Source organism: Arthrobacter sp. 05T444 (genome assembly GCF_056395905.1).
This window is the reverse complement of the sequence record NZ_JBFTKK010000040.1, coordinates 1-15,276: the sequence shown is the minus strand read 5'-3', so window position 1 is coordinate 15,276 and position 15,276 is coordinate 1. Positions and strand designations below refer to the sequence as shown.

Here is a 15,276-nt window from a genome sequence, read left to right as displayed (position 1 = left end):
GACCACCGCATGGACCACACAGGTTCAAATGTTTACAAGGGCATGGTGGGGCTGTACCCGATCTATGACCCGAAGAACGGCATGGACATGGGGGACGAGCGGAAGGGGCTGCGCCTACCGGGCGTCCGGAAGGACAACCCGGACGGATCATTCGACGTGGACTACGACGTCCCGCTCGCCTTCTACGACTGCCGGCTCGACGACGGCGTGACCACGCACAAGGACATCCACGATGTGCAGGGCGAGTTCCCAGCCGCGAAGAACCCGGCGAAGCACCCGGAGTGGTGGGGGAAGACCTTCTACAAGCACTTCCCAAGCCATGGGTTTGTGGGCGACATCTTCACCGTCAACGGCACGGCCAGCCCGGTGATGGAGGTGAAGCGGCGCAAGTACCGCTTCCGTTTCCTGGACGCCTCCATTGCCCGGATCTACGAGTTCAAGCTGATGAGCTCCACGAAGGGACCGAAGTCCGCCGTCTCGCTCGGATACAAGGGTGATGAGCTCGAGGGCCAATACCGGATCCCCGACGCGCAGCAGTGCATGGAGTTCACCCAGATTGCCTCGGACGGCGGGCTCCTTCCGTTCCCGGTCAAGCGCAGTTCCTTCGAGCTGTGGCCCGCGAAGCGCCGCGAGGTGGTCATCGATTTCAGCCGCTACCAGGACGGCACGCCCACCACCAAAGGCGACGTCATCTACTTGACCAACGTCATGAAGATGCCCAACGGGCGGATGTGGTCCAACTCGTCCCGGTTCACGCCCGATCCGAACTACAAGGTCCCGGTGCTCAAGTTCGTGATCGGTGACGATGCGCCGGATGACAGCGTCATTCCGACCAAAATGCGTGACCTTCCGCCGCTGCCCAGCAACTGGCAGACCATGCTGGACAACCGGCTGATCTTCGAGGTGGAGCGCGGCGCCGCTGGCGGCGAGACGGAATGGCTCATCAACGGCAAAGAATTCGAACCCCACACGGTGGCCACCAGCAAGAAGAACAGGGCCGGCCGCTCACCCCTCGCCCAGCAAAAGAAGGGCAGCTTCAACCTTTGGGAGATCCGCAACGGCGGCGGCGGCTGGGTGCATCCCTTCCATCTGCACATGGAGGAGCACCGGACCGTCATGCGGAACAACAAGGACGTGACGAAGGGAAATCCCTCGCACCCGGACGACGTCTCGCGTGAAGACCTGGTGGCTCTCGATCCTGGCGAGTCGGTGATCATCTACCGGGGATTCCGGGACTTCGTGGGACCGTACGTGGCGCACTGCCACAACCTGGCGCACGAGGACCACGCCATGATGTTCGGCTGGGAGATCACACCGTAACCGTCCCGGCTCCGGCAGTAAGAGAAACGGCCGGGGCTTGTCCACCAGATGAGCCCCGGCCCCAACAACCAATGTGCGACAACCGATATGCGAGGTAACCGGAGATGACCGAGAAAACGATGTCCGGCAGTTCCGTCGACGGGCACAGCATTGCCGCCCCCGCGCGGCAGGCCGTACCCTGGCTCACGGTTCTGCCGCTGGCTGCGGTCATGGCCTACGCTGACGGATTCTGGATGGTGTCGCTGCGCGGAGCAGTCGGGGCAATCGAACGCACGCAGGAGCCATTCGCCAGCTGGCTTCGCGAGTCCACAGCCACGCTTCCAGTTTTCGTGTTGGCCGTGCTGGCAGCCGTCACGCTGGCAATGCGCTGGTTCGGACCAGCGCTCTCCAGGCCCAGTAAGTTCATTGCCACGGGCCTCCTGATCGCCGCGGCAGGCACCCTCGCAGGGATGGCCCAGCTTGCCGTTAACTCTGCGTGGGACTATGCCCTGCAGCATCGGCTCATGGGCGCCATGCACCACGCGGCCACCGGCAGTTCGGTGTCCGATCTCGACCAGGCGTCACTGACGGTGCAGCTGGTCTCCATCGCCTATGGCAGCGGAATATTGCTGGTCACCAACGTCGTGCTCACCGGCTGGGTGGTGGCGATGCGCGGCGGCCGGATGGATATCAGCCGGGCCCAACGGCGGCCGGCGCGAACTGCGCCGATCGGCCTCAGCAGGCTGCTTGTGGCCGTGGCGCTTTTCGGCAGCGCGGCCATCCACGGGGCTGTCATACCCGGGCACCTTGACCACTGGGCCCCGGCCGGCGCCTTCTTCCTCGTCCTGGCCTTGGCCGAGCTTATCCTTGGCCTGCGCATGCTCGGCCGGCACCACCGCGGTGCACTCCCGGCCGTCGCAGCGGCCTCGGCAGTCCCACTGGCGCTGTGGCTGTGGTCCCGCACGGCCGGACTCCCCTTCGGACCCGAAGCCGGTGTCCCCGAACTTGTCGGCCTGGCCGATATCGCTGCCTGCATCCTTGAGCTCGCCACCCTGGTGGTCGCCATCGTCCTGCTCCGCGGCGGTAATGCACTGCCCGGCAGAAAGGGCGCCACCGCAGCACGTCCCCCGGCATCAGCACACCTCCGCTCCATCACGGCGCTTGCTGCAATCGCCGTCGGCGTACTCGGGATGGCAGGCACCGTGCCGGGGTGGTTCGGCGAAGCAGGAAGCGCGTCTGACATCTCGCATAGCGCCCATCCGTGACGTGAGCCGGCCCCAACCGGGCGCCCCGCCCCGCCGAAGCATTTAGTCCCGCTCCGCTAGGTCCTTCGTGAACGCCAGGGGCCCGATGGTTTCCGGATCGGCGGCCAGGTCGAAGTGTGGCGTGTAGCCGGTGTTCAGGTACAGGTGTTTGGCCTCGGGCTGGCGCGGCCCGGTGGTGAGGTAGACCCTGCCGTACCCGCGCGCGCCGGCCAGCCGTTCCAGCTCGGCCAGGACCCGGCGGGCCAGCCCGCGCCGCCGGTGCGCCGAGTGGGTCCAGATCCGCTTGAACTCGGCAGTCCGGGCGTCGTAGCGGCGGAAAGCTCCGCCGGCCACGGACTCGCCGTTCTCCCGGATGATCAGCAACGCCCCGTCCGGAGCCTGGAACTCTGCGGCCGGGTATCTGTTCAGTTCCTCGGCGGCCGAGCCCCGGCCGAACAGGTCCCCGTAGCGGGAGTCGTACTCGACGGCGAGCTCGTCCAGCAGCGGCCGGACGCGCGCGTCGTCCATGGGCAGTTCCAAGACAGCGAGTCCACCCGCGTCCGCTGACGCGGACGGCGGTGGGGACTGGGGCGGGGCAGTTTCCATGGTCAGGCCTTTCCGACGGCGGCAATAGCGGGACGTGAAGGAGCGGTACGTGAGGTCGCGGGACGTGGCGGACGAAGCCCGGCGATTACGGTGAGGATTCTCCTGGCCAGGGCATCATTTTCGCGGAAGGGCGCGGCGTTTGTCCCCGGGCGGGCGAACGCACCCGCGCCCCAGCCGGAGGTCCCCGGCCCCACGCCGAACATCCTGCCCTGGGCATCCCCTTCGCGGCCCACGAGCTCGTGCGCGGCGGAGACGAGGAGCCGCCCCGTTGAATGCGCGCCGTCGGACGTCAGCAGGTGCTGCTCGGTGCCGACACCCGCGGCGTGCAGTGACCGGAGCAGCGGATTGGCGGACCGTGCCACGGATGGAGCCGGGAGTCTGGCCTCGATGAAGGCCCTGGCCCGTACCGTCACGTCCGACTGCGACGACGTTGCCACGAAATAGCCTGTCGCCTCATCCGCGGCCACGTCCAGGCCCGGCCCCAGGAACTGCAGCAGCCCGGCCCGGTGAAGCGCCAGCATCTCGCGCAGCCGCCGCGGCGGAGGCCCGGAATCCACGAAGCTGAAGAAGCCGTACCACCAGCCCTGGACCTCCTGCTGGGAGCGTGCGTTCAGCCGTTCGGGCGGGACGATCCGTCCCAGTTCCATGTAGACCTTGAGGAGCGCTATGAACAGCGCCAAGGTTTCCGGATGGTCGGGGCCGGTCCGCAGCTCGAGGTCGTGGCCGATGTAGCCGGCCACCGCATCCTGGACCTCCCGGTGGCCGGCGAACTGCCGCCCGCCGAAAGGCCGGTCCAGCCGCTCAAGGTCCAGGTGCAGGGCCGCATCGGGGACGGCCGCCGCCACGAGGTCCCGGCGGCCGCTGCTGTACCAGTCGAGGTCGGAAAACCGGGCCGAGAACTCGGTCCAGCCCATGCTGACCCGTTCCGGGCTGCCGGTAAACAGCTCACGGTAGTAGCCATGGCCGGCGTCCTTGGCGATGAGCGGCCACAGCTGGGTACGGAAATCCAGCTCGCCGTGGCGCGCCAGCAGCGCCTGGACGGCTCCGGCCGTGAAAAACCGCGGATCTCCGGCCGGCTCGCCGCGCAGGGCTGAGCTGATCTTGGAATGGTAGGGCACGCCGCGCCGCGATCCCGCCCACAGCCGGGGCTCGGCCCCGGACGGAACGTAACGGAGGCCGCCGTCGGACATCTCTTCAAACCGGCCTCCGCGGCCTTCCATCAGCAGCACCAGCAGGTCAACGAACGCGAGTCCCATGCCGGAGACGATGACGTCCTGTCCCGCGGTAATCGGTGAGTAGTCGACGTCGGTGGTATAGCTGGGTGCCGCATGGAACCCGCCGTGCCGGGCGGCGAAACCTGTCCAGCCGGCCGACCGGGCATCCGGCTGGGAGTCCGTATGGCCCAGCGCCGCGATGACGACGTCGGCGTGCAGCGTGCCGCCGCCGGCCAGCCGCACGCCGTACCGCGCGCCGTCGGGTTCCACACCCACTGCTGTGTCCCGGTGGACCGTGACACTGACATCGCCGCCGAGCGCTCGGACAGCCCGGCGGAAGAACCACTCGAGGTATTTGCTCTGCAGCTGGCGGGTGGGAAACGTGGTCCCCGACAGCGAGCGCAGCTGCCCCAGCAGGGCAGGTGGCAACGCGGGAACGTCAGTGATGGAGCCACCGAGCACTCCTGCCGCCCATTCGGCCAGGCCCGGGCCGTCAGCCGGCGGCCCGTCGCACTGCACCGAGGAGTCGGTGAACATGGTGACGTCCGCGGCGGCCGAGTTCAGCATGAGTCCGGGGTGCTGGCCGAAGCGCCAGATCCTGCCGGACCCGGGCTCGTAGGGTTCCACGACGTGGATGTCTAGAGGGACGTCCGCCAGCTCGGGCCGGTTCGCGGCGAGCCGCTCCAGGATACCTGCGGTGCGCGGACCGCCGCCGAGGAAGACGACGGAAGGGTTCTGCGCTGGCATCGGCACTCCTGATCGGGACGGCTTGGGAGCCTCAGGCTAGGGTGCAAAACCGGCCCGGGTCGAGGGGCGGGTAACGGCTGTTCACCCCGCGTAACGGCGCGTAAATCAGCGCAAGAATTCGTCTCATGACGCCCCGCTAAGCCGGATGAACGAATGCAACCAGGCGCTTTGCCGGAGGTTCCCGGCGGACCTAGATTGGCAGCCAACCGACCCCCGAAAACACCAACTGGAAGAAGCGAGGTGGCGCATGAGTTCAGCAGCAACCAAGGTGTCGCAGTCCGCACCGGAGCCGGCGTCCGCCGCACCCGGAACCGCGGAGGCCGCCGCCGGCACGGCCGGAAGGGTTCCCGGACCAACGAAACCCGGCCCACGGAAACCCGCCACCGACTACGCCGACTACTCCCTCGTCTCGGCGCCCCGGCCGTGGCGCTGGGTGGGGACGGCCGTCGTCGCACTGGGCCTTGCGGCGGTGGCCTGGTCCCTGGCGACTAACCCGCGCTGGGAGTGGGGCGTGGTGGGGCAGTGGTTCACCGCCCAGTCCGTGGTGAAGGGCCTCCTGGAGACGCTCAAGCTCACCGCAATCTCCGGCGTGCTCGGGTTTGTCCTGGGCTTCATCCTGGCCCTCATGCGGCTCTCCGCCTCCCCGCTGCTGTTGTCCGTGTCCTGGACGTTCTCGTGGATCTTCCGGTCCACCCCGCTCCTGGTCCAGATGCTGCTTTGGTACAACCTGGGGTATCTCTACGAGAAGATCAGCCTGGGCATCCCGTTCACGGACATCCGCTTCTTCGAGGTCCAGACCACCACACTGATCAGCCAGTTTGCGGCAGCAGTGCTCGGTCTGACCCTGAACCAGGCAGCCTACTCAGCGGAAATCATCCGCGGCGGCATCCTGTCCGTGGATCAGGGGCAGCTCGAAGCGGCAGCCGCGCTGGGCATTCCGGCCTGGCGCCGGTCCACCCGGATCGTGCTGCCGCAGGCGATGCGCGCCATCCTTCCCACTGCCTTCAACGAGATCATCGGCCTGGTCAAGGGCACCTCCATCGTGTACGTCCTGGCCTATTCGGAGCTGTTCTACACGGTCCAGGTGATCTACAACCGCACGCAGCAGGTCCTGCCGCTGCTCTTGGTGGCCACCCTCTGGTACGTGGTGATCACCTCGGTGCTCAGTGTTTTCCAGTACTACATCGAGCGGCACTACTCCAAGGGCGCGGTGCGCACCCTGCCGCTCACCCCGCTGCAGAAGGCACGGAAATTCTTCGCCACCCATGCCCCCGTAAGGAGCCTCCGATGAGCACCGCCACCGCTGCACCCGAAACCACCCGCGGGCTCGTGGAGATCACGAAAGTCCGCAAGGCCTTCGGTGCCACCGAAGTGCTGAAGGGAATCTCCCTGACCGTTGAGCCCGGCGGCGTGGCGGTGATCGTGGGACCCTCCGGCTCGGGCAAATCCACCCTGCTGCGGACCATCAACCACCTGGAAAAGGTGGACGGCGGGTTCATTGCGATCGACGGCGAACTGGTGGGCTACCGGGTCCGCGGGAACAGGCTCCACGAACTCCGCGAAAAGGACATCCTGAAGCAGCGCACCGAAATCGGCATGGTGTTCCAGAACTTCAACCTGTTCCCGCACCTGACCGCCCTGGAAAACGTGGCCGAGGCCCCAGTGGTGGCCCAGGGCCGGTCCAAGGCGGAAGCCCGCGAGCGCGGCCTCGAACTGCTGGACCGGGTGGGGCTCAAGGACCGTGCCGGGGCCTATCCGCGGCAGCTCTCCGGCGGCCAGCAGCAGCGGGTGGCCATTGCCCGGGCGCTCGCGCTGGATCCCAAGATCCTGCTCTTCGACGAGCCCACGTCCGCCCTCGACCCGGAACTGGTCAACGAGGTCCTCGACGTGATCCGCGAACTCGCCAAGTCCGGGACCACCCTGATCATCGTCACGCACGAGATGGGCTTCGCCCGCGACGTCGCCGACACCGTGGTGTTCATGGACCAAGGCCAGATCGTGGAACAGGGCGCCCCCAAGGACATCTTCACCAACCCGCAGGAAGAACGGACCCGGAGCTTCTTCTCCAAGGTCATCGAACCCGCTTTCAACATCTAAGGAACTCCCATGGGACTCTTTCCCCGCCAGTCCGCAGCCAAGCAACGCGCCGGAGCCCGAACCCGCGCTCTTCCGGTGCGTCCCGCCGTCGTGCTTCTCAGTGCCGCGGCGCTCATCGGCGCCGCTGCGGTGTCCGGCTGCTCCGATCCGGGGGCGGCAGCCGCCGGTGCCGGCGCTTCGGGCCAGAACCCGGCGACGACGGCGGCACGCAACGGGGTGGTCTACAACACCTCTCCGGACCAGCAGCGGATCAGGGCGAAAAAGATCGACGAGCTGGCCGCGAAGGTTCCCGCGCTGATCGGCAAGGACGGCAAGCTGACCGTGGCCACCACGGCCGGCTCCATTCCGCTGTCCTTCCACGCCACGGACGACAAAACGCCGATCGGCTCGGAGCTGGATATCGCGCAGCTGGTGGCGGACAAGCTGGGCCTGGACCTCGACATCCAGGTGACGTCCTGGGAAAACTGGCCGCTCAAGACCCAGTCCGGCGACTTCGAGGCGGTGTTCTCCAACGTGGGCATCAACAAGGACCGGGTGAAGCTGTTCGACTTCGCCAGCTACCGGGCCGCGTACATGGGGTTCGAGGCCAAGAAGACCTCCTCCTACGACATCAAGGGCGCGGACGACATCTCCGGCCTGAAGGTTTCCGTGGGCTCCGGCACGAACCAGGAAAAGATCCTGCTGGCCTGGAACAAGGAGCTCGAAGACAAAGGCAAGGCGCCGGCCACCCTGCAGTACTACTCCTCGGACGCTGACACCATCCTCGCGTTGTCCTCCGGCCGGACCGACCTGAACATCGCGCCGTACCCGTCCACGGTGTACCGGGAAAACACCCGTGACGACCTGAAGATCGTGGGCAAGGTCAACGCCGGCTGGCCCTCCGAGACCCTCGTGGCGGCCACCACGCTGAAAGGCAACGGCCTGGCCCCGGCCATCACGGCGGCGCTGAACTCGGCCATCAAGGACGGTTCCTACGCCAAGGTGCTGGACCGCTGGGGCCTGTCCGAGGAGGCCCTGCCGGAGTCCAAGACCGTCACCGAGGCAACGTTCAAGGCCGCGGCATGAAGTTCCAGGTCCTCGACATCATCCCCCACCTGAAAAACCCGCTCACCGGAGGGATCGTCTCGACGGCGGACCGGCTGAACCAGGTGGTGCAGACGGCCCGGCGCGCTGAGGAACTCGGGTATGACAGCTTCTCGGTGGGCGAACGGCACGCCGGAGAGTTCATCTCGTCTTCCCCCACCACGGTGCTGGCTGCCATCGCCGCCGTCACCCGCAGGATTAGGCTGCAGAGCGGGGTGACGGTCCTGTCCGTGCTCGACCCCGTGCGTGTGGCCGAGGACTACGCCACGATCGACCAGCTGAGCCGGGGACGGCTTGAGCTGGTGATCGGCAAAGGCAACGAGGTGCTGCAGTACCCGTTGTTCGGCCTGGATCTGGTCGACCAGTGGGACCTGCTGGCCGAGAAGTACTCGCTGCTGCGTCGGCTCTGGCGCGAGGAGGGCGTCACGTGGTCCGGCCGCTTCCGCGCCCCGTTGGCCGAAACCACCACCACGCCGCGCCCGTTTGCCGGCGCGCCCCGGGTGTGGCACGGCTCCGCCACCACGCTGACCTCGGCCGGGCTGGCGGCCCAATGGGGGGATCCGCTGTTCACCGCGAACGCCATCCAGCCGCGTGAGAACTACAAGGTGCTCATCGACCACTACCGCGAGGAATACGAGTGCCACGGCCACGACCCCCGGCACCAGTACCTCGGCTCCGGCAGCGGCGCGGGCGGCGTCTTCCTTGCGGACACCACGCAGGAAGCCAAGCGCCAGTTCGGCCCGGTGTATGAGGCGCTGACCGCCAACCGCAACGTCCCGGGCAACAACTCGCCGTTCCGGGACATTGACCACGCTGTGGCGGAGGGCCCTGCCCTCGTGGGCAGCCCGGAGCAGGTGATCGACAAGATCCTCAGCTACCACGGGCTTTACGGTCACGACCTGCAGTCCATCTCCCTGCCAACCACCCTTCCGTTCGGGCAGCAGCTGGAGATCCTCGAGCGGTTTGCGCTCGAGGTCATTCCTGCCGTCCGGGCCGCAGCTCCCACGAGTTTGTGGGAACCAGCCGATCCGTTCGGTGGCCGTCCCAAGTCCGCGGGAGCCACCGAGCCGGACGCAGCCTCAGCAGTCAGCGCCGACCACGACGACCACAGGAGCGACCATGCCCACGTCTACGCACACTGAAACGAACGGCTGGTCGAGCTTGTCGAGACCGGATCTCGACAAGCTCGACCGGCAGACCGCCGCGTTCGCGGCCGAATGGGCGGACTGGCACGCCGCCCACGAACGCCGCCGCGCCGATCCGCACGGTTTCCTCGCCGTCACGCACCTTCCCTGGCTGGGCGCCGAGCCTGCCCGGCTGGACGGCGTGCCCGGCACCTGGAGCATGGAGGACGACGCCGTCACCCTGGCTCTGCATCCCGGCGAAAGCCTGCTGCGGGACGGCAGGGAACTGAACCCCGACGGCGGCAGCGTCACCGTCGTGTTCGGTCCGATCGCGGAACGGGACGGACTCAACCTCACGGCGGGGGACGCCGTCGTCGAACTGGCCAAGCGCGGCGGTGAGTACATCGTCCGGCCCCGGCACCCGGAGAACCCGCTGCTCAACCAGTACCGCGGCTTCAACCGCGCCGTGAACCTGCCCTGCGCCTACACAGACCTCGCCACCTGCCCGCTGCCGCCAGCCGAAAACCGGCTGCCCGTGGCCATCGAGGCCGGAGAGCAGACCCCCTACGAAAGGCAGGACCAGCAGTGAGCACTCCCCCGATTCCGGCCCGGCCGGGTTTTCTTGCCCTGGAGCTCGACGGCGACGGCGCCCACCCCGCCGCCTGGCGCAAGGCGCGGCACACTCCAGCTGAACTGCTGGACGGAACCCGGATCCGGGCCACGGTGCTGGCCGCTGAATCCGCCGGCTTCCATGTGGCGACCTTCGCGGATGGCGCTGTGCCCGGCGGCACCGGAATCACCGGCCAGCTGAACGCCCTCCAGCGCGCGGCCTTTGCCGGACCGGTGACAAGCTCCATCATTGTGGTGCCGGAGGTGGACACCGTCTACACCGAGCCTTTCCACGTCTCCACGCAGCTGGCAAGCCTCGATTACGTGTCGGGCGGGCGTGCCGGCTGGCTGGTTGCCGCGTCGGACAGCGCGGCAGACGCCGCCGCCGTCGGGCGCCAGACCGTCAGCGGCGCCGGACTGGGGCGGGAGGCCGCGGACTCCATCGAGGTCAGCCGCCGGCTCTGGGACTCCTGGGAGGACGACGCGGTGATCCGCGACGTCGCCACGGGACGGTACCTGGACGTCGACAAGCTGCACTATGTCGATTTCGAAGGCGGGGGCGGCTTTGAAAGCGGGGCCGACGCCGTGGGTGCAACGTACTCCGTCAAGGGTCCCTCGATCATTCCCCGGCCGCTCCAGGGGCAACTGCCAGTGGTGGTGCCGGCAGGCCTGCTGGCTTCGGGCCGGCCGTCCGCCGGGGCAACGGATGCCCTGCTTGTTTCGGCGCCCACGCCTGACCTGCTGGCTGCCGAGGTGGCCGAAGCCCGCAGCGCTTTGGCCGCCACAGCGGGTGGCGCCCCTGCCGTGATTGCCGAGCTCGACGTCGTCCTCGATGCCCGCGGCCAGGCCGCGGAAGGGCGGCTCGCGGAGCTAAACGCGCACACCCCATGGGAGAGCACCCGGGCCCGGTTCGTCGGCACCGCGCCGGAGCTGATCGAGCTGCTGACCACGCTTTTGGAAACGGCCGACGGCGTGCGCCTGCACCCGGCGGTCCTTGACGTGGACCTCGAGGAACTGGCACAGCTGGTCCTTCCCTCGCTGCGGCGCCGCGGCGTGCTGGCGCCGGTGCAGCCGGACACCACGTTCCGCCAGTTGCTCGGTCTGCAACGCCCTGCCAGCCGCTACGCCACCGCGCGCCATGGCGCAGATTCCGTCCTCGCAGGCCCGGCCGCAAGCTCCACCGCACACCAGGGAGAGAACAATGACTGACACATCCATCGGCAGCGGCTTTGTGCCGTCCGGCCAGCTGCAGCTCGGCATCTTCTTCCAGGGCGTGAACTCCGGGACCATCTGGAAGTCGCCGCAATCAGGATCGCAGACGGACTTCGAATCGTTCCGCCGCATTGCCCAGACCGCCGAGCGCGGCCTGTTCGCCGCCTTTTTCCTGGGCGAGGGGCTGCGGCTGCGCGAGCACCTCGGCCGCCCGCACGCACTGGACGTGGCAGGCCGGCCCGACGCCCAGACCATGCTCGCGGCCCTCGCCTCGGTGACCTCGCACATCGGACTCGTAGCCACCCAGAACACCACGTACAACGATCCCGCGGACCTCGCCCACCGGCTGTCCACCCTGGACCTGATCTCCGGCGGACGCGCGGCCTGGAACGTCGTCACCACGGACAACGCCTGGACCGGGGCCAACTTCCGCCGCGGCGGCTACCTGGACCACGCGGACCGCTACGTCCACGCCGAGGCGTTCGTGGAAACGGCCAAGAGGATCTGGGACTCCTGGGAGGAGGGTGCCGTGGCCGCCTCCCCCGCCGCTGAATCCTGGTCTTCTCCCGGTTCTGCCCGGCCCGTGCACCATGAAGGCCAGCACTACTCTGTGGACTACCGGCCCAAGCTGCCGCGGAGCGCCCAGTACAGGCCGGTGCTGTTCCAGGCAGGCGATTCGCCGGACGGGCGCGACTTCGCGGCGCGGCAGGCAGACGTCATCTTCTCTGCCCACCCCAAGTTTGACGACGCCCTCAACTTCCGCCGCGACATCGTGGAACGCACACTCAAGGCGGGCCGCGGCGCCAACGACGTCAAGATCATGCCGGCCAGCGAATTCATCCTCGCACCCACGCCGCAGGAGGCCCGGGAGAAGAAGGAATGGGTGCGTAACCTGCAGATCGGCCCGCAACAGGCCATCGCCTACCTTGAACAGTTCTGGGGGCGGGAACTTCAGGAGTTTGATCCGGACGGCCCCCTGCCGGAGATCGATCCGGTGGTGGAGGAGACGTCCGAGACCCGCGGCAGCGGCTTCCACGGCGCCAAGGCACGGCATCTGGCGGACCAGTGGCGGGCGGAGGCGAAGGAAAAGGGACTCACCATCAGGCAATTCGTCTCCGCGAAAACCAGCCGGGTTGACGCCACCTTCACCGGCTCCTACACGGAGGTGGCTGACCGGCTGGTCGACTACGCACGCACGGGCGCCGTGGACGGGTTCAACATCTCACCGTGGCTGATCCCCACGGGCCTGGACGACATCGTCAACCACCTCGTCCCTGCGCTGCAGGAACGGGGCGTCTACCCCACCGAGTACGCCGGAAGCACCCTGCGGGAGAACCTGGGGCTGGCATCCCCGGTCCGCCAGGACGCCGGCGTCGCGCAGGAGGTGTAAGAACGTGCGCAGCACCGGGCCGGACGCCACCGGGAACGACGTGCAGGCCGGAGGCCGGGCCGCGGGCTGGACGACGGCAGGCGGCAAACAAACCGACACCTCAGCCGGCACCATCCGGCTCCAGCTGACGGTCTGGGAGCAGATGCTCTGATGCTCAACGGTTGCTCCGCTACTGTCGCTTTTGCCCAACAAAAAGGCGGTGACGGAGCAGCCGATGGGCACCCCGTCGACTGCTCCGTAACTGCCGTTTTGGCGCGGGATAAGGGCAGTTACGGAGCAACCGATGAAAGGTGAGGCTACTTCTTGGGCAAGCCGGCCGGGTTCAGTTCTGACTTCTGCACGGCTTCGGCGGAGAGGCCCCAACGGTCCAGGATCTTGGCGTAGCTGCCGTCCTGGATCAGGTGGTTCAGTCCGGCCTGGGCGGCGGCCGCGAAGCCGTTGCCCTTCTTGGTGGTGGCGGCAATGCTGGCCTTCAGCGGCCAGCCGCCGTCCACCAGGCCCACCAGCTTCGTCTTGGCATCGCTGGCCGCCTTGTACGCTGCGGTGGCATTCGGCCCGAACGTCAGGTCCGCCCGGCCGGACTGCAGGGCCAGGTTCGAGGCGGAGTCGTCGTCGTAGTACTGGAATTCGACCGGCTTGAGCCCCTTCGCCTTGTTCTCCTCGTCCCAGCGCAGCAGGATGGACTCCTGGTTGGTGCCCGAGCCCACGATGACGCGCTTCCCGGCCACGTCCGCGGCGGATTCAACTTTGGTCACGCCGCTGTCGCTCTTGGCGTAGAACCCCAGCTTGTCGTCCCGGTAGCTCGCGAAGTCGTATTTGAGCTTTCGTTCCTCGGTGACGGTTACGTTGGACAGCACGGCCTCGTACTTGCCCGACTCAACGCCGAGCGGCCAGTCCGCCCAGGCCGTGGGAACAATGTCCGCTTCCAGCCCCAGGGTCTGTGCCAGCGCGACGGCGATGTCCACCTCGTTGCCCACCGGCGTCTTGTTGTCGGTGGCGTACACCGCCAGGGGCGGTGCGAACGGGCTGACCGCCACCGTCAGCTTTCCGTCTTTCTTGATGGCCTCCGGAACAAGGGCGGCGGCCGCCGGGTCAACGGTGACGGGGACGCGGTCCTGCTGCGGGGAAAGGTTGAAGGTCTTGGCGGCTGACGACGAAGCCGCCGTGGCCGTTCCGGCATTCCCGGCCGCCGCGGCACCGGGGTCGGAGCAGGCGGAAAGTCCCAGCAGAGTGGTGGCTGCCAAGGCGACGCCAACGCCGGGCTTGAGAATGAAACGGGCCATGATTTTCCCCTTGGAAGTGTCGGATGCAATGGTTGTCGCAGCAACTATCCGGCAGCGAAATAGCCGGGTCAAAAGGTTCTGAAACCAAGGGAGACACGGAGTAACGGCGGTTAATCCTGCGTCTGCAGGCGTCATATCCCCTGTCCGGCCGGCAGCAACCGCGTCTAGTCTCGAACTATGAACAATCACTTCACGGACGAACGGGACAGTTACGGCCGGCTCCTGGTGGACAGGGAAGTGTGGCGGCAGGCAACCACGCTGGCCGCCGCCGGGGAGCTGACCGCACGATGGCTGGAAGGCAAGAGCGAATACCAGGCGGGAACGCTTGCCCCGGACTTTGATGACGAAACGCGGCCCATCGCCGGGCAACTGGCCAAGATCAACCGCAGCGGGCTCTTCACGAAGGAGTCCCAGCCGGGACTTGCCGCGGACGCCAGCCATGCGCAGCGGGAGTACGTCACGGGTTTCTGCTCCACGGAGTCGGCACGGCGCCTCCTGCAGCTTTCCACGCAAACGGAATTTGTTGCCATCGCCCATGCCCCGGGCGAGATGAGCCGCGCGTCCATTCCCGTGACGCTCGACGGCGAGGACGTAGCCACCGTCCTGGGGACCAGCGAGAGCCCCATCGAGGCGGAGCAGATCCGGGACTGGGCGGAGGAGAGCAACGAAACGCTCGCCCTCGTCCTGGCGGATTCCTGGTACGTCGAACTGCTCGATCCGGTATGGGGACGGAACCAGCGCCTCCTGCCTGCGGTCCTGGAGACGCTGAGGTCTGCGCCGGAGGATTTTTAACGGTTTACGACCTCCCGTGAACGTCCGCGACCTCCGGTGAATCCCTGCTACGGCGGCCATTGTGGGCGGGTTGAGGCTCTACGTAATCTCAGTCCAACACCCCCCAACAAACCCCCGAAGGAACACCATGTCGACGTCAAAGGACAATCCGGGGTCCACCCGGATCGCCGCGGGAGAGACCCGCCCCAATCGCCCCCGCCGGCTCAAAATAGGCATCGCCGTTGGCCTGCTGGCCGTCCTCGGCGCAGGCGCCGCAGTGGCCGCCAGCTCGATCCGCAACACTGACACCGCAGCCGCAAACACCGCTGTCACCACCAGTCCCGCTACGGAACTGAAGCTGGGTTACTTCGGCAATGTCACGCACGCCGCGGCCCTGGTGGGCGTCAATCAGGGCTTTATCAAGGACAACCTGGGCAGCACCAAACTGTCCACGCAGGTGTTCAACGCCGGCCCGGCGGCCATCGAGGCGCTCAACGCCGGGGCCATCGACGCGACCTACATCGGCCCGAACCCGGCCATCAACTCGTTCGTCAAGAGCAAGGGCGAATCCATCAGCATCATCGCCGGGGCAGCCTC

At 67.4% G+C, this 15,276-nt stretch carries 15 protein-coding genes; 12 read left to right on the top strand and 3 right to left on the bottom strand.

Annotated elements, in window-relative coordinates; all coding sequences use genetic code 11:
- Both AC1DD3_RS21670 and AC1DD3_RS21665 read left to right on the top strand, forming a co-directional pair.
- Positions 1–1,320: multicopper oxidase family protein (locus AC1DD3_RS21670; RefSeq protein ID WP_476882498.1), on the top strand; the 1,320-nt coding region annotated here is incomplete at its 5' end.
- A gap of 104 nt (positions 1,321–1,424) precedes the next feature.
- Entirely contained in the window at positions 1,425–2,564 is a 1,140-nt protein-coding gene (locus tag AC1DD3_RS21665) for a hypothetical protein (protein WP_476882497.1), read from the top strand.
- A 42-nt stretch (positions 2,565–2,606) separates the two neighbouring features.
- Here AC1DD3_RS21665 and AC1DD3_RS21660 read toward each other — a convergent pair whose 3' ends face one another.
- Both AC1DD3_RS21660 and AC1DD3_RS21655 read right to left on the bottom strand, forming a co-directional pair.
- Positions 2,607–3,149, bottom strand: coding sequence for a GNAT family N-acetyltransferase (locus tag AC1DD3_RS21660; protein ID WP_476882496.1), 543 nt, complete (start codon positions 3,147–3,149; stop codon positions 2,607–2,609).
- A 2-nt stretch (positions 3,150–3,151) separates the two neighbouring features.
- Complete coding sequence (locus AC1DD3_RS21655) at positions 3,152–5,110, bottom strand: FAD/NAD(P)-binding protein (RefSeq protein WP_476882495.1); 1,959 nt, start codon at positions 5,108–5,110, stop codon at positions 3,152–3,154.
- Positions 5,111–5,357: 247 nt separating this feature from the next.
- Between AC1DD3_RS21655 and AC1DD3_RS21650 the strand changes: the two genes are divergently transcribed.
- Genes AC1DD3_RS21650 through AC1DD3_RS21615 form a run of 8 tightly spaced genes read left to right on the top strand, consistent with a single transcriptional unit; the run spans position 5,358 to position 12,776 of the window.
- A complete protein-coding gene (locus AC1DD3_RS21650; RefSeq protein WP_476882494.1) occupies positions 5,358–6,401 on the top strand; it encodes an amino acid ABC transporter permease in 1,044 nt (347 codons plus the stop codon).
- Positions 6,398–7,207, top strand: a complete 810-nt coding sequence (locus tag AC1DD3_RS21645) for an amino acid ABC transporter ATP-binding protein (RefSeq protein ID WP_230121233.1) — start codon at positions 6,398–6,400, stop codon at positions 7,205–7,207. Before AC1DD3_RS21650 ends, AC1DD3_RS21645 begins: the two co-directional genes overlap by 4 nt.
- Before the next feature lie 9 nt (positions 7,208–7,216).
- Positions 7,217–8,272 carry an ABC transporter substrate-binding protein gene (locus tag AC1DD3_RS21640; protein ID WP_230121234.1) on the top strand — a complete coding sequence of 352 codons (1,056 nt, stop codon included), beginning with the start codon at positions 7,217–7,219 and terminating at the stop codon, positions 8,270–8,272.
- Complete coding sequence (locus AC1DD3_RS21635) at positions 8,269–9,432, top strand: LLM class flavin-dependent oxidoreductase (RefSeq protein ID WP_476882493.1); 1,164 nt, start codon at positions 8,269–8,271, stop codon at positions 9,430–9,432. The genes AC1DD3_RS21640 and AC1DD3_RS21635 overlap by 4 nt, the downstream gene beginning before the upstream one ends.
- Entirely contained in the window at positions 9,410–10,003 is a 594-nt protein-coding gene (locus tag AC1DD3_RS21630; protein WP_476882492.1) for a DUF1684 domain-containing protein, read from the top strand. The genes AC1DD3_RS21635 and AC1DD3_RS21630 overlap by 23 nt, the downstream gene beginning before the upstream one ends.
- Positions 10,000–11,232, top strand: coding sequence for an LLM class flavin-dependent oxidoreductase (locus AC1DD3_RS21625; RefSeq protein WP_230121237.1), 1,233 nt, complete (start codon positions 10,000–10,002; stop codon positions 11,230–11,232). Before AC1DD3_RS21630 ends, AC1DD3_RS21625 begins: the two co-directional genes overlap by 4 nt.
- Positions 11,225–12,625, top strand: coding sequence for an NtaA/DmoA family FMN-dependent monooxygenase (locus AC1DD3_RS21620; protein ID WP_230121238.1), 1,401 nt, complete (start codon positions 11,225–11,227; stop codon positions 12,623–12,625). Before AC1DD3_RS21625 ends, AC1DD3_RS21620 begins: the two co-directional genes overlap by 8 nt.
- Before the next feature lie 4 nt (positions 12,626–12,629).
- Positions 12,630–12,776 carry a hypothetical protein gene (locus AC1DD3_RS21615; protein WP_230121239.1) on the top strand — a complete coding sequence of 49 codons (147 nt, stop codon included), beginning with the start codon at positions 12,630–12,632 and terminating at the stop codon, positions 12,774–12,776.
- 145 nt (positions 12,777–12,921) lie between these two features.
- Here the strand turns inward: AC1DD3_RS21615 and AC1DD3_RS21610 are convergent, their stop codons facing one another.
- Positions 12,922–13,908 (bottom strand): ABC transporter substrate-binding protein, encoded by a 987-nt coding sequence (locus AC1DD3_RS21610; RefSeq protein WP_230121240.1) that lies wholly within the window; start codon positions 13,906–13,908, stop codon positions 12,922–12,924.
- Positions 13,909–14,085: 177 nt separating this feature from the next.
- On the opposite strand from AC1DD3_RS21610, the gene AC1DD3_RS21605 reads away from it, so the two are divergent.
- Positions 14,086–14,700, top strand: a complete 615-nt coding sequence (locus AC1DD3_RS21605) for a DUF6919 domain-containing protein (RefSeq protein WP_230121241.1) — start codon at positions 14,086–14,088, stop codon at positions 14,698–14,700.
- A gap of 127 nt (positions 14,701–14,827) precedes the next feature.
- On the top strand, positions 14,828–15,276 hold a 449-nt coding region (locus tag AC1DD3_RS21600), incomplete at its 3' end, for an ABC transporter substrate-binding protein (protein ID WP_476882491.1).

Bases quoted from the DNA above. Each gene is read 5' to 3' on its own strand.
- AC1DD3_RS21665 (WP_476882497.1), top strand. From the start codon at position 1,425: ATGACCGAGAAAACGATGTCCGGCAGTTCCGTCGACGGGCACAGCATT.
- AC1DD3_RS21660 (WP_476882496.1), bottom strand. From the start codon at position 3,149: ATGGAAACTGCCCCGCCCCAGTCCCCACCGCCGTCCGCGTCAGCGGAC.
- AC1DD3_RS21655 (WP_476882495.1), bottom strand. From the start codon at position 5,110: ATGCCAGCGCAGAACCCTTCCGTCGTCTTCCTCGGCGGCGGTCCGCGC.
- AC1DD3_RS21650 (WP_476882494.1), top strand. From the start codon at position 5,358: ATGAGTTCAGCAGCAACCAAGGTGTCGCAGTCCGCACCGGAGCCGGCG.
- AC1DD3_RS21645 (WP_230121233.1), top strand. From the start codon at position 6,398: ATGAGCACCGCCACCGCTGCACCCGAAACCACCCGCGGGCTCGTGGAG.
- AC1DD3_RS21640 (WP_230121234.1), top strand. From the start codon at position 7,217: ATGGGACTCTTTCCCCGCCAGTCCGCAGCCAAGCAACGCGCCGGAGCC.
- AC1DD3_RS21635 (WP_476882493.1), top strand. From the start codon at position 8,269: ATGAAGTTCCAGGTCCTCGACATCATCCCCCACCTGAAAAACCCGCTC.
- AC1DD3_RS21630 (WP_476882492.1), top strand. From the start codon at position 9,410: ATGCCCACGTCTACGCACACTGAAACGAACGGCTGGTCGAGCTTGTCG.
- AC1DD3_RS21620 (WP_230121238.1), top strand. From the start codon at position 11,225: ATGACTGACACATCCATCGGCAGCGGCTTTGTGCCGTCCGGCCAGCTG.
- AC1DD3_RS21610 (WP_230121240.1), bottom strand. From the start codon at position 13,908: ATGGCCCGTTTCATTCTCAAGCCCGGCGTTGGCGTCGCCTTGGCAGCC.
- AC1DD3_RS21605 (WP_230121241.1), top strand. From the start codon at position 14,086: ATGAACAATCACTTCACGGACGAACGGGACAGTTACGGCCGGCTCCTG.